This window comes from Vibrio sp. PID17_43 (assembly GCF_002608565.1).
Classification (GTDB): Bacteria; Pseudomonadota; Gammaproteobacteria; order Enterobacterales; family Vibrionaceae; genus Vibrio.
Genome location: NZ_LIXM01000017.1, coordinates 69,367 through 81,914 on the forward strand (window position 1 = coordinate 69,367; position 12,548 = coordinate 81,914).

Here is a 12,548-nt window from a genome sequence, read left to right on the forward strand (position 1 = left end):
ATCTATGCATACTCCGCAAATTTGGAGGTTAAGATGCAAGCAACTTTTGAACACTATGTCGATCTTGGTCCATTCAGTTGGGCGGCATTACTTTGCTGTGCTATCAATGGCTTGATGATCGGTATAGAGCGCCAAACTCGTGGTAAGCCCGTAGGTATTCGTACCGCAATTCTCGTGATCTCAGGCACTTACTTGTTTATGTCGATGGCGGTTTCTTTGTCGCCAAACACGCTCGACCAAGCTCGCGTACTTGGCCAGATCATCACAGGCGTTGGCTTCTTAGGTGCAGGGGTGATGATGGCTCAAGACGGAAAGATCCACGGAGTGACCTCAGCCGCGGTCATTTGGATGCTGGCTGGATTAGGCTTGATGATAGGACTTGGCTATCTGACACAATCCATCATTATTACCTTATTAGCACTAACGGTACTGCTTGGTGTAGACAAAGCAGAAAACCGCATCAAAGCCTTGCGTCGCGGGGTACACCAAAAGATGCAACAGCGAAAAACGTCCACTCGCATCGTAAAATAAAAAAGGCCCCGATATAGTATCGGGGCCTTTTTGTATCTGTGTTCACTGAACTTATTTAGCAAAGTTCACGATTGGGAAACACTTGAAGAAACCGTTGTCCGCACAATTTAGAAGACCAATCTGAACGCCGTCGATTTGGTTTGTCATGTTAAAGAAACCAAGTTGGAAGTTCGATTTTTTAGAGATACTTGCCAGACCGATATCCGCCATTGTGTAGCCTTCAGAGTAGTTCACCGCACTCCAGTTAAGACCTTCAACGTTATTCGTTACGTTTACCGCACCTAGGTTAAGACCGGTTGTTTGGCCTTGGTTCCAGTTGAATAAACCTAGCGATACACCTTTCATTTCTTGGTTTACTTTAGACGCACCAAAGAAAAGACCAAAGTTAACACCTGTTGTGCGGTCTGTTTCAGACATACCAAGTAGGGAGAAGTCGACACCTTTCACTTCGTTCACTTGACCGTGAAGAACTGATAAACGAACACCGCCAACAGAAGAGTTAGATGGTACGTTAGTGTCATCAATCGTAGAGAACATAACTGGCGTACTGTCAGCAAGGGCAACAGGTGAGGCAATAACGGCTGCAACAGCCAATGACGTCATAAGCTTTTTCATTTTTATCTCCAGAGGAAGTATTTCATTTACAACACAGTGTAGTGTTCAGAACTTGCGCTATTTTAACTGGTTTTTTGGTAACAGGAAGTCATATTTAAAAGCCTTACCACCCTTAAAATTAATTTACGGTGTTGATTTTAAACACATTTACTGACATTAAGCACACAATCCCGCACAATAGTGCCGTTTTACCGCAAGTTTTGTTTAGACAGCAAGCTCTCGTTTTTTCATGTAGCCCTCAGATTTGGAATGAAGACCCATTAAGTAAAATGCGCGACGCCCTCTAAAGCCGAACGATTCCGCATGACAGCAACGAAAAAACCGAGGCATAAACCTCGGCTTATCGAACTTTATCGGTAGTCTAGCTCACCGCTCTATGACTTTAGAACAAGGAGAGCACGCGCAGTTTACGCTAGTAAATGTGCATGCTCGACACGGTAATTAAGCCTTAGAGCAAAGAGATAGGCTGGCTATTACATCATGCCGCCCATACCACCCATACCGCCCATACCACCCATATCAGGCATACCGCCATCTTTTTGTGGTAGGTCAGTCACCATCGCTTCTGTTGTGATCATTAGACCGGCAACTGATGCCGCGAATTGTAGAGCTGAACGAGTTACTTTAGTTGGATCTAGGATACCCATCTCAAGCATATCGCCGTATTCGCCTGTTGCTGCGTTGTAACCATAAGAACCCTCACCCGCTTTCACGTTATTCGCAACGACTGACTCTTCGTCACCTGCGTTCTTCGTGATTTGACGAAGTGGCGCTTCCATTGCTCGTAGTGCAACGCGGATACCAACGTTTTGCTCTTCGTTGTCGCCTTGTAGGTCAACAATCTTAGATGCCGCACGGATTAGTGCAACACCACCACCAGCAACCACACCTTCTTCAACCGCTGCGCGAGTCGCGTGTAGTGCATCTTCTACGCGGTCTTTCTTCTCTTTCATTTCAACTTCAGTTGCTGCACCAACTTTGATGACTGCAACACCGCCTGCTAACTTAGCAACACGCTCTTGTAGTTTCTCTTTGTCGTAGTCTGAAGTTGCATCTTCAATTTGCTGACGGATTTGAGCAACACGACCTTGGATCATTGCTTCTTCACCCGCGCCATCGATGATGGTGGTGTTTTCTTTCGTGATTGCAACGCGTTTCGCTTGGCCTAGGTCTTCTAGTGCTACTTTTTCTAGCTCTAGACCCACTTCTTCAGAAATCACGATACCACCAGTTAGGATGGCGATGTCTTGCAGCATTGCTTTACGACGGTCACCGAAACCAGGTGCTTTAACCGCTGCTACTTTCACGATGCCACGCATGTTGTTCACAACTAGCGTTGCTAATGCTTCGCCTTCTACATCTTCAGCGATGATAAGCAGTGGACGAGACGCTTTAGCAACCGCTTCTAGAGCAGGAAGAAGTTCACGAATGTTCGAGATTTTCTTGTCTACTAGAAGGATGAATGGGTTTTCTAGATCAACAGAGCCCGCTTCTTGGTTGTTGATGAAGTAAGGAGATAAGTAACCGCGGTCAAACTGCATACCTTCAACCACGTCTAGTTCATCTTGTAGCGCTTGACCTTCTTCAACCGTGATAACACCGTCGCGGCCTACTTTTTCCATCGCTTCTGCAATGATGTTACCAACGCTTACGTCAGAGTTCGCAGAGATAGTACCAACCTGTGCAATAGCTTTGGTGTCGTTACACTCAACAGACAGCTCTTTTAGTTGCTCAACCGCTGCGATAACCGCCTTGTCGATACCACGCTTAAGGTCCATTGGGTTCATACCCGCCGCAACTGCTTTTAGACCTTCGTTTACGATTGCTTGCGCTAGTACTGTTGCTGTTGTTGTACCGTCACCCGCTGCGTCGTTTGCTTTAGATGCCACTTCTTTAACCATTTGTGCGCCCATGTTCTGGAATTTGTCTTCCAGTTCAATTTCACGCGCTACTGATACGCCATCTTTAGTGATGGTTGGTGCACCAAAAGATTTGTCTAGAACTACATTACGGCCTTTAGGACCCAGTGTTACTTTTACTGCGTCCGCTAGAACGTTTACGCCTTCTAGCATTTTAACTCTTGCATCATTACCAAATTTAACGTCTTTAGCAGCCATCTTTGATTTCCTTTCTAAATTCTTTAAGTTCGAGTTCGTTTTTAAATCAGAGCAAAAAATTACTCAACGATTGCTATTACTCAACGATCGCCATAATGTCGTTTTCAGACATCACAAGCACTTCTTTACCGTCGATTTTTTCAGTCTTAGTGCCGTAACCTTCAGCGAAGATAACAGTATCACCAACTTTGACGTCCAGTGGTAGCACTGTGCCGTTTTCTAGAATACGGCCCTTGCCTACAGCAAGAACTACACCGCGAGTCGATTTTTCCGCAGCAGAGCCAGTTAAAACAATGCCACCAGCTGACTTAGATTCAACTTCTTTACGTTCAACAATAACTCGGTCATGTAATGGACGAATGTTCATTGGTCGTCTCTCCTGAAAATTTCCATGTGTATTTGATAATTGCCCGCGAAGAGGGCACGTTAAGTATATTAGGGACAACACTATGAATCCCAAGGGGTGAAAGAGAGTTTTTTGTGACTTAGTTAAAAGATCGAACAGTTAAGCAACGGTTTGCGTTCGAAATGCCCACTCGCCCGCTTTCCTGCTTTCTTGTATCCTTGCAGCTCCCTCACCAGATTAGATGTCAAAAATGCTGGAAAAGAATAAGCCGGACAATCAGGCCGACGATAAACATGGTTTGTTGACCGCGCCCATTCCCGACACCTTACGCAAGATGACTGTTCCCATGACCATGGGCATGATCGCCATTTTGATGTTTAACCTGGTCGACACTTTCTTTATCTCTCTGCTGGGTACGCAAGCACTGGCAGCCATCAGCTATACCTTTCCTGTCACTTTTGCGGTGAACTGCATCACCATGGGCATCGGAATGGGGCTTTCAACTAACATTGGCCACTTACTCGGGCAGGGGCATGCGCCACAAGCGGCACGTTTCACGAGTCACGGTTTGTTGTTAGCCGTATTGCTGGTAACGATAGCTTCAACTCTGGGCTTCTTCACCATTGACCCCTTGTTTCGTCTATTGGGTGCGAAAGAGGACTCCATCCCTCTCATCGAACAGTACATGCAGGTTTGGTATCTGACCATACCCTTGTTGGTGATTCCAATGGCAGGTAACAGTGCCATCCGTGCGTCAGGAGATACCAAAACGCCCGCAAAAATCATGATGCTTGCAGGATTAATTAATGGCTTACTCGATCCGTTGCTTATTTTCGGCTACGGTCCATTTCCTAAATTAGGCATTCAAGGTGCTGCGATTGCCAGTGCGTTAAGCTGGCTTGGGGCTTTATTGGGCTCTTTTTATGTGTTGGTGAAACGAGAAAAATTGCTGGCTTCCATTAAATGGTCGTTCATCAAGCAAGATTGGCAACAAACCCTCAAAATCGGCACTCCTGCTGCACTGTCGAATGCGATGACCCCTCTGTCTGGTGCGATTCTGATGATGATGCTATCAAGCCACGGTACCGCTGCGGTCGCGGCCTATGGTGCAGCCCAACGTATTGAGTCAATTTTGATTCTCGTATTGATGTCTCTCACCTCTGCCCTAACCCCCTTCATGGCACAGAACTTTGGCGCGAAAAATCCCGCTCGTGCTTTTGCTGGCTGGTTTCTCAGCATGCGATTTGCCGTGATATTCCAAGGCTTTATATTCTTAGCGATGGTTCCACTGAGCATCCCTCTTGCCGCACTGTTCTCTCAGGAAGCAGCTGTAGAAAACCAATTGTGGCATTACCTTCTAGTCGTACCGTTCAGTTACGGATTCCAAGGTATTGTAATGATGTTGGTGAGCGGTTTTAACGCGATGCACAAGCCCCTACGCGCCTTCCAATGGAGTTTTATGCGTTTGTTTGTGTTTACCTTACCAGCGGCATGGATTGGCAGTCAGGTGTACAGCATTGAAGGGTTGTTTATCGGCATTGCACTTGGTAACACGCTAGGTGGGGTCTTGGGTTATTTGTTTGCTCTGCGCGAACGACGCGTCACTTTGGCAACACATCAAGTGGCTTCTGAGTAACAAAACTCAGATAAAAAAAACCGCGGATCATCGCGGTTTTTATATTTTGACTTATTCAAGCTAACTTAGAATAACTCTTCAGCAACTTGGTAAAGGTCGCTGCGTACTGGACGCTTCATGTTCTCGATTGCATCGATGATGTCGTGGTGAACTAGCTGCTCTTTCACGATACCAACACAACGGCCGCCGTGGCCTTCTATTAGTAGGTGAACCGCATAATTACCCATGCGAGATGCAAGAACACGGTCGAATGCTGTTGGACGACCACCACGCTGGATGTGACCAAGAACGGTTGCACGAGTTTCACGACCCGTTGCCGCTTCAATCTCTTTCGCCAATTCGTTTGCATCCATCATCAGCTCAGTAAGCGCAATGATGGCGTGTTTTTTGCCTTTTGCGATACCGTCTTGGATGTTACCGATCAGCTTCTCTTTATCTAGGCCCGTTTCTGGAGTAATGATGTACTCACAGCCACCTGCGATAGCAGACATCAGAGTCAAGTCACCACAGTGACGACCCATGATTTCTACGATAGAAATACGCTGGTGGGAAGAAGACGTGTCGCGCAGGCGGTCAATTGCATCGATAACGGTGTTTAGTGCCGTTAGGTAACCGATCGTGTAATCCGTACCTGCGATGTCATTATCGATTGTGCCTGGCAGACCGATACATGGGTAACCCATTTCTGTCAGTTTCTTCGCCCCCATGTAAGAACCGTCACCACCGATCACAACCAGTGCATCGATACCGTGTTTTTTTAGGTTCTCAATCGCTTTTTCGCGTACTGCCACTTCCTTGAACTCAGGGAAACGAGCTGAACCTAGGAACGTACCACCTTTGTTGATCACATCAGAAACACTAGAACGATCTAGTGGCTCGATGCGGCCTTCGTAAAGACCTAGGTAGCCATCGTACACACCGAAAACTTCCAATCCCTCAGATAGTGCGGTACGTACTACGCCGCGAACTGCAGCGTTCATACCAGGTGCGTCACCGCCACTTGTTAAAACACCGATCTTCTTAATCATGCTCACCCTCGAACTTTGGCAATCAATTATTTAATTTTCTTTTTGGCTTCTTGTTACCAAGCAAGCCGCATAATCCAGAACTGTGCGTTATGTTACATTTCCTCAATAGGAATACCAATGAAAACACACATTTTTATGTAACTTTTCTACTTATGTAAGAGTATTACAGTTTATCTTGGTGACTTTGTTGATTCACATCAGGATCAAGATTCTTAATAAGTATTGATGGAAAGATAGTCAATAAGCGCCTATTTGTCGTTAGTGCTACCGATTTTTGGATTACTACCAATCTTGTGCTTTTTGCTCTTTCTCTGGTCCAAACACCACCGATATCGGGTCTTGATGGATCAAAACATCGGCCTCTGGGAATCGCGCCAATAACTTATCTTCCACCTTATCTGCAATAAGGTGCGCTTCAATCAGGCGTAAATTATCATCCAATTCCAAATGCAGCTGGATAAAACGCGTTGGTCCGGACATGCGTGTACGCAGTTGGTGCACACCTAACACCCCCTCTACTTCAAAACATTCCGCACGAATTTGCTCAAGCTCTTCTTCCGGTAACTGTCGGTCAAGTAAGGTTTGAATCGCCTCAGTGACCATCTTAAATGCGCTGTAAAGAATAAAGATGCCGATTCCCACCGCAAACGCCGCATCGGCTTGCGTCACACCAAAGTAGCTAAGACCCAATGCCACCATAATGGCCGCATTCATATATAGGTCAGTTTGGTAATGCAGAGAATCTGCCGCAATTGCCTGACTGCCAGTGACGCGCACGACGTGCTTTTGGAACATCACTAACCCCAAGGTCACAACAATGGCGAATAGTGATACGTAAACCCCCAATTCAGGGGCATGCAAATCCTGAGGACGGAAGAAACGCTCGATACCATTTAAGATGAGGAAAACCGCCGAACCAGAAATAAACATCGCTTGCGCTAACGCCGCTAACGACTCCGCTTTACCATGCCCAAAGGTGTGCTCTCGGTCAGCAGGTTGTAAGGCGAAGCGAACCACGATGAGGTTCACTACCGAAGCTGCAATGTCCAGCATCGAGTCAATTAACGATGCCAACAGACTGACAGAACCGGTCACCCACCAGGTGATGACTTTCATAATGAGAAGAAGTGTCGCCACAATGGTTGCAGCCCATGCCGCAGTTGTGACGAGTCGTGCATATTGGTATTTCATAATCAAGGAGTTAACTCAAGCCGTGTGTTGATTATACCTCGTTACGGTATTAATGAGTATGACATTACAGGATCAAAAAGGGGCAGTACGGTGACTGCCCCTTAGGATTCATTCAGCTCACAATTAGCTGCTATGGTGTTTTTGCATGCGCTTTTGCATTTTTTCACCACACTCTTGTTGACGCTCTTTTTGAAGTTCAACAAATTTCACTTTTTGCTCAGGTGTCAGAACGCTCAGCATCTGGTGCTTTTTCTCCATCATCTTCACGCGGCGCTCAGTTTGCTTCTCAACCATCTCTTTTGCTAGGTCGTTTGCAGCTGCCTCGTCAAAGTTATCAGCCAACAGCAATGCTTGCATTTTCGCGTGATGGGCTTGACGTTCTGCCGTGCGAGCTTGGTGATGCTCTGCATAGTTGGCTTTCATGTCCGCTTTGTTTGCTTTACGCATTTCTTTTAGCTTATCTTTTTGTGCATCCGTTAGGTCTAGTTGACGCATAAAGTCGCGATCCATACCCTGGCCACACTCACCGCGAGGGCCTTTGTGATGATCTTTACCACCGAATGCAAATGCGCTCGCTGCACCTAGAGTAAGTGGTAGGATAACAGCAGCTAGTACTAATTTTTTTGCAGATTTCATAATTTGATTCCTTACACAGGTTAGTCATTCTATTGAGCTGCTCTCACAGCACTTAAGTGTAGAATACGACCTGCCAGGTAAAGCAACGTATAAGGAGCGTAAATAAGCGTAAAGGCCTATTTTATTAATTTTTCCTCTCTCGTCATAAAAGGAAAATACCTGGTCGCTCCAGTTACCTGTTCAAACCAGAAGTAAGTGACAGACACTCATCAGTACATTAAGAATATAAAAGAGGCTTTGACGCATTATTCAGCCATATTCGAATCATTGCGTTGGTGTCTTTTATTACTGCACTCTTTTTGGCGGTCATCTTGAAGCTGCACAAATTTCGCTTTTTGTTCCGTCGTTAATACGCTCAGCATCTCATGTTTATTCTTCATCATTTGAACACTTCGTTCAGCTTGTATCGCGGCCACCTCTTGAGCAAACCCGTTTGCTTTTGCGTGGTTAAACTCACTCTCTAATACGATCGCTTGCATTCTCTGATGTCGCTCCTTTTGCTCCACCTTTCGATTAACATTAGTCTGCTTCTTCTCCTGCTTATGCGCTTCTCGTATCGATTTTAGCTTCGCTTTTTGTTCATCCGTTAAATCGAGTTGATGCACCATTCCGCGATCCAAATTCATCGAAATACCACATTTGTCATGGAATTTTTCATCATACTCTTGCTCATGGCTATCGGCTATGGCACTAGTCGATGCAAATACTAAGGGAAGTATCAGCATCTCAATAGTACGGCTTTTAAGACGTTTCATAAGTACATTCCTTATTTTATTCACTGATGAACTCTCCACATGCTCAATAATCTTGAGTACATGCAGTAAAGAGACATAAACAGAGTAAATAATCGTAAAGAGTCATTTTCAGGCGCTTCGCAGACTCTCATAACAATGTAATATTAGAACAACTATGAATGATTAGTAGGTACTTAAATGGCAAACATTCTTTTGATTGATGACGATACCGAGCTAACTAGCTTGCTAAAAGAAGTGCTAAGCTTTGAAGGTTTTGACGTCACTGAAGCCAATGATGGCGAAGCAGGTTTAATGGCCATGAGTAGCGAGATCGATCTTATCTTACTCGACGTCATGATGCCGAAACTCAATGGAATGGAAACCCTAAAACGCTTACGTGAAAGCTGGGAAACGCCGGTATTGATGTTAACGGCGAAAGGCGAAGAAATTGATCGTGTGATCGGCCTAGAGCTTGGCGCGGACGATTACCTACCTAAGCCTTTTAGTGATCGTGAATTGCTGGCGCGTATCCGTGCGATTTTACGCCGTACCAGCAGCACACAAAAAAGCGCTAAAAATAGTGACTGCATTGAGTACCAAGAAATCAAACTCTACCCAGGCAAACAAGAAGCGTACTGCGACAACGCACTAATGGACTTAACCACCACAGAATTCGCTCTACTAACCCACTTTGTGCAAAACCCAGGGCAAATACTGACCAAAGAGACACTGAGTCTCGATGTGCTTGGTAAGCGCTTGGCAGCTTTCGACCGCGCTATTGATATGCACGTATCTAACCTACGTAAGAAATTGCCAGATAAAAGCAATGGTAAACCAAGGATTAAAACCCTACGTGGGCGTGGTTACATGTTGATTGAGGAGGATTAATGCGCTCGTCACGCTTCAAACTGCCGAAGATAAATAGCTTGTATGGACGCATCTTTGCCATCTTTTGGTTCACCATGTTTTTGGTTTTAATGGCCGTACTGTCATTGCCCCATTTGGATCCACGTAAAGCTCGCGATATCCCACAAGATCACTATCTGCGCATGATTGAAATCCGCGATCGCATTGAAAAGAAGTACCAAAAAGAAAAGAATCTCGGAAAAATCCTATTTAGCGTCGAAGGCCATCGCCCTAGCAAGCATGATCCTCGCCCACAAGTGTTCTTTTCTGATTACGATGGAAACGTGCTGACCTCAGCAGAGAGTAGCGATTTTCGCATGCGTGCGATGCAAAACTTTGTCACCAGCATTGACGATCAAAAACAGCCAAAGCAAAAACTTTATGGTCACTATATGATTGCAGGGCCAATGCCGATTCAACTCGCAGGCTCCGACCTCTTGATGTACGTTGGGTTTAAGTGGAATCAGCCACCGCCAATCATGTTGCGTCTGTTTGATCATCCATTGCAGCTACTATTGGCGGTGATGGCGGCGAGTACACCACTATTGTTGTGGCTAGCATGGGCATTAAGCCAGCCCGCACGTCGATTGGAAACGGCCGCCCAGCGTGTGGCAAAAGGGGAGTTTGTTATCGACCCAAACCTTGAAAAAGGCACCACCGAATTTCGTCAAGCAGGAGCGAGCTTTAATCAAATGGTTGAAGCGGTAAATCAGATGATTTCCGGTCAGCAACGTTTGTTGTCTGATATTTCCCATGAATTACGCTCACCACTGACTCGCCTACGAATGGCAAGTGCACTGGCTACAAGAAAGCAAGGTGAAAGCCCTGAGTTAATCCGAATTGACACCGAAGCACAGCGCCTTGAACAGATGATCGCAGAGCTGCTCGAGCTCTCTCGCATGCAAGTGAACAGTCATATGAACCGTGAGACTCAGCCGATTGCCAGCTTATGGGAAGAGATCATCAAGGATGCTCAATTTGAAGCCGAGCAAATGGACAAGACGCTCAGCTATTCAGATTTACCTGACCGCACCATTTCTGGTAATCCAAAGCTGCTTATGAGCGCCGTTGAGAACATCATCCGTAATGCGGTTTATTATGGAAAAGACCAAGTAAACGTCGATATTCAAGACCACGTTGATACACTAAAAATTACCGTCGATGATAATGGTGATGGAGTGCCTGAAGATGAATTGGATGCAATATTCCGCCCGTTTTATCGCGTCTCTACTGCTCGTGATCGTCACTCAGGAGGAACGGGACTAGGCTTAACCATCACCGAGAGTGCGATTCGTCAGCACAGTGGCTCGATCGTGGCCAGTCGCAGTCCGTTAGGCGGTCTGCGAGTCACGATCGAGCTCCCGTTATTCAACTAACAATTTGAGCGACTGAATACGTTCGTCGCTCATCTCTCTAATGCATACCAATAGCAGTTAGGTATATACTGCCCTTCTCTTTTAACCAATCGAATTCATTACCATGTTTGATATCGCTCTATACGAACCAGAAATCGCGCCGAACACCGGCAACATCATTCGCCTGTGTGCTAACTGTGGTGCGAATCTTCACCTGATTGAGCCACTTGGTTTCGATCTGGAAGAGAAGAAAGTTCGCCGCGCAGGGTTGGATTACCACGATTTGGCGCGAGTAACCCGCCATAAGAGCTATCAAGCATTCTTGGCATACCTAGACAAAGAGAAACAAGGTAACTACCGCCTATTCGCTTGTACTACAAAAACGACCGGTCATCACGTAGATCCACAATACCAAACTGGTGACGTACTCATGTTTGGTCCAGAGACTCGCGGCTTGCCTGCTGAAGTGATTGATAGTCTGCCGATGGAACAACGAATCCGCATTCCGATGATGCCAGATGCACGTAGCCTAAACTTATCGAACGCGGTGGCGATCATTGCGTTTGAAGCATGGCGTCAAATGGGCTTTGAAGGCGCACTATAAAGCAACACAAACTGAAGATACAAAAAAGGGCGCATCATGCGCCCTTTTACTTTTCTACGAGCTGTACCGTTATCAATTTAGCTTATTGCGGTCATCGTCGTCTTTGCGTTCGTACTCACCTTCAAAGGTATTGCCGTTATCCGACTTGGAATCAAACGGGTCACGACGAAATGGGTCTTGCTCAAATGGATCTTGATTTGAGTAATTCGCGTGGAAGCCACCACCATTCATGGTCTTCACCACCATCTTACTCATTAAGTACTTAGCCAGCGCCACGCGCGGCGCAGGTAATAGCACAATCATACCTAACGCGTCAGTCATAAAACCTGGGGTTAATAGCAGTACACCTGCCACTGCCAGCATTACACCTTCAAAAATTTGCTGTGCAGGTAGCTCACCTTTCTCTAGACGCCCTTGTACCGACATCATCGTCTGAATGCCTTGGCTGCGTACTAATGACGCGCCGACAAACGCCGTGATGAGCACCAATGCAATCGTAGGCCAGAGACCTAAAAAGCCTCCCACCTGAATAAATAAGCCAATCTCAATGATCGGGACGAAAATAAACGCCAATAATAAGATAGGAAACACATGCCCTCCTTTGTTGAATTCAGTGTAATGGCAAAGCCGTACTAAGCTCAAACAAATCGTTGTAAAAAAGCGTGTTCATGTTCAAGGGAATGAATTGAAAGATACGCCCTATCGAATTAGGCGCTGATGCACAGCAACAAAGAGAAAGAATGGATGCGCACATGTTAATGTAAGCTATTGAAAATTAAAAACTTAACACTATTGAAGTCCAAGCTTATCGAGATAAAACCTCTACCTACAAATGGTTATTAACATCCC

The 12,548-nt window shown here is 45.8% G+C and carries 13 protein-coding genes; 5 read left to right on the plus strand and 8 right to left on the minus strand.

What is annotated here, in order from left to right:
• Positions 1–33 precede the first annotated feature (33 nt).
• Positions 34–531, plus strand: coding sequence for an MgtC/SapB family protein (locus AK965_RS13365; protein WP_099080069.1), 498 nt, complete (start codon positions 34–36; stop codon positions 529–531).
• Between the two features lie 51 nt (positions 532–582).
• Here AK965_RS13365 and AK965_RS13370 read toward each other — a convergent pair whose 3' ends face one another.
• The 3 genes from AK965_RS13370 to AK965_RS13380 all read right to left on the minus strand — a co-directional run bounded on the left by AK965_RS13370 (position 583) and on the right by AK965_RS13380 (position 3,630).
• Entirely contained in the window at positions 583–1,146 is a 564-nt protein-coding gene (locus AK965_RS13370; protein WP_172438147.1) for a phaC PHA synthase, read from the minus strand.
• A gap of 473 nt (positions 1,147–1,619) precedes the next feature.
• Positions 1,620–3,263, minus strand: a complete 1,644-nt coding sequence (gene groL / locus AK965_RS13375; protein WP_099080071.1) for a chaperonin GroEL — start codon at positions 3,261–3,263, stop codon at positions 1,620–1,622.
• A gap of 76 nt (positions 3,264–3,339) precedes the next feature.
• On the minus strand, positions 3,340–3,630 hold the full coding sequence (locus AK965_RS13380; protein ID WP_005381516.1) for a co-chaperone GroES: 291 nt from the start codon (positions 3,628–3,630) through the stop codon (positions 3,340–3,342).
• A gap of 229 nt (positions 3,631–3,859) precedes the next feature.
• Between AK965_RS13380 and AK965_RS13385 the strand changes: the two genes are divergently transcribed.
• On the plus strand, positions 3,860–5,245 hold the full coding sequence (locus AK965_RS13385) for an MATE family efflux transporter (protein ID WP_099080072.1): 1,386 nt from the start codon (positions 3,860–3,862) through the stop codon (positions 5,243–5,245).
• 65 nt (positions 5,246–5,310) lie between these two features.
• On the opposite strand, the gene pfkA is transcribed toward AK965_RS13385, so the two are convergent.
• The 4 genes from pfkA to AK965_RS13405 form a co-directional block, all read right to left on the minus strand.
• The gene (gene pfkA, locus AK965_RS13390) at positions 5,311–6,273 is read right to left on the minus strand and encodes a 6-phosphofructokinase (RefSeq protein ID WP_099080073.1); all 963 of its coding nucleotides are present in this window, start codon (positions 6,271–6,273) and stop codon (positions 5,311–5,313) included.
• 282 nt (positions 6,274–6,555) lie between these two features.
• On the minus strand, positions 6,556–7,464 hold the full coding sequence (fieF, locus tag AK965_RS13395; RefSeq protein ID WP_099080074.1) for a CDF family cation-efflux transporter FieF: 909 nt from the start codon (positions 7,462–7,464) through the stop codon (positions 6,556–6,558).
• Between the two features lie 123 nt (positions 7,465–7,587).
• Entirely contained in the window at positions 7,588–8,100 is a 513-nt protein-coding gene (locus AK965_RS13400; protein WP_099080075.1) for a CpxP family protein, read from the minus strand.
• A gap of 245 nt (positions 8,101–8,345) precedes the next feature.
• On the minus strand, positions 8,346–8,855 hold the full coding sequence (locus AK965_RS13405) for a Spy/CpxP family protein refolding chaperone (protein WP_099080076.1): 510 nt from the start codon (positions 8,853–8,855) through the stop codon (positions 8,346–8,348).
• Between the two features lie 177 nt (positions 8,856–9,032).
• On the opposite strand from AK965_RS13405, the gene AK965_RS13410 reads away from it, so the two are divergent.
• From AK965_RS13410 to trmL, 3 genes are all read left to right on the plus strand, one after another.
• Positions 9,033–9,722 carry a response regulator gene (locus AK965_RS13410; protein ID WP_099080077.1) on the plus strand — a complete coding sequence of 230 codons (690 nt, stop codon included), beginning with the start codon at positions 9,033–9,035 and terminating at the stop codon, positions 9,720–9,722.
• Positions 9,722–11,116: an envelope stress sensor histidine kinase CpxA gene (cpxA, locus tag AK965_RS13415; protein WP_099080078.1), complete on the plus strand. Its 1,395-nt coding sequence runs from the start codon at positions 9,722–9,724 to the stop codon at positions 11,114–11,116. Before AK965_RS13410 ends, cpxA begins: the two co-directional genes overlap by 1 nt.
• Positions 11,117–11,219: 103 nt before the next feature.
• Entirely contained in the window at positions 11,220–11,699 is a 480-nt protein-coding gene (trmL, locus tag AK965_RS13420) for a tRNA (uridine(34)/cytosine(34)/5-carboxymethylaminomethyluridine(34)-2'-O)-methyltransferase TrmL (RefSeq protein WP_099080079.1), read from the plus strand.
• Positions 11,700–11,771: 72 nt separating this feature from the next.
• On the opposite strand, the gene AK965_RS13425 is transcribed toward trmL, so the two are convergent.
• Positions 11,772–12,290 carry an FxsA family protein gene (locus AK965_RS13425; RefSeq protein WP_099080080.1) on the minus strand — a complete coding sequence of 173 codons (519 nt, stop codon included), beginning with the start codon at positions 12,288–12,290 and terminating at the stop codon, positions 11,772–11,774.
• Positions 12,291–12,548 lie beyond the last annotated feature (258 nt).

Bases quoted from the DNA above. Each gene is read 5' to 3' on its own strand.
- AK965_RS13405 (WP_099080076.1), bottom strand. From the start codon at position 8,855: ATGAAACGTCTTAAAAGCCGTACTATTGAGATGCTGATACTTCCCTTA.
- cpxA (WP_099080078.1), top strand. From the start codon at position 9,722: ATGCGCTCGTCACGCTTCAAACTGCCGAAGATAAATAGCTTGTATGGA.
- AK965_RS13380 (WP_005381516.1), bottom strand. From the start codon at position 3,630: ATGAACATTCGTCCATTACATGACCGAGTTATTGTTGAACGTAAAGAA.
- AK965_RS13370 (WP_172438147.1), bottom strand. From the start codon at position 1,146: ATGAAAAAGCTTATGACGTCATTGGCTGTTGCAGCCGTTATTGCCTCA.
- AK965_RS13410 (WP_099080077.1), top strand. From the start codon at position 9,033: ATGGCAAACATTCTTTTGATTGATGACGATACCGAGCTAACTAGCTTG.
- fieF (WP_099080074.1), bottom strand. From the start codon at position 7,464: ATGAAATACCAATATGCACGACTCGTCACAACTGCGGCATGGGCTGCA.
- groL (WP_099080071.1), bottom strand. From the start codon at position 3,263: ATGGCTGCTAAAGACGTTAAATTTGGTAATGATGCAAGAGTTAAAATG.
- pfkA (WP_099080073.1), bottom strand. From the start codon at position 6,273: ATGATTAAGAAGATCGGTGTTTTAACAAGTGGCGGTGACGCACCTGGT.
- trmL (WP_099080079.1), top strand. From the start codon at position 11,220: ATGTTTGATATCGCTCTATACGAACCAGAAATCGCGCCGAACACCGGC.
- AK965_RS13365 (WP_099080069.1), top strand. From the start codon at position 34: ATGCAAGCAACTTTTGAACACTATGTCGATCTTGGTCCATTCAGTTGG.
- AK965_RS13385 (WP_099080072.1), top strand. From the start codon at position 3,860: ATGCTGGAAAAGAATAAGCCGGACAATCAGGCCGACGATAAACATGGT.
- AK965_RS13400 (WP_099080075.1), bottom strand. From the start codon at position 8,100: ATGAAATCTGCAAAAAAATTAGTACTAGCTGCTGTTATCCTACCACTT.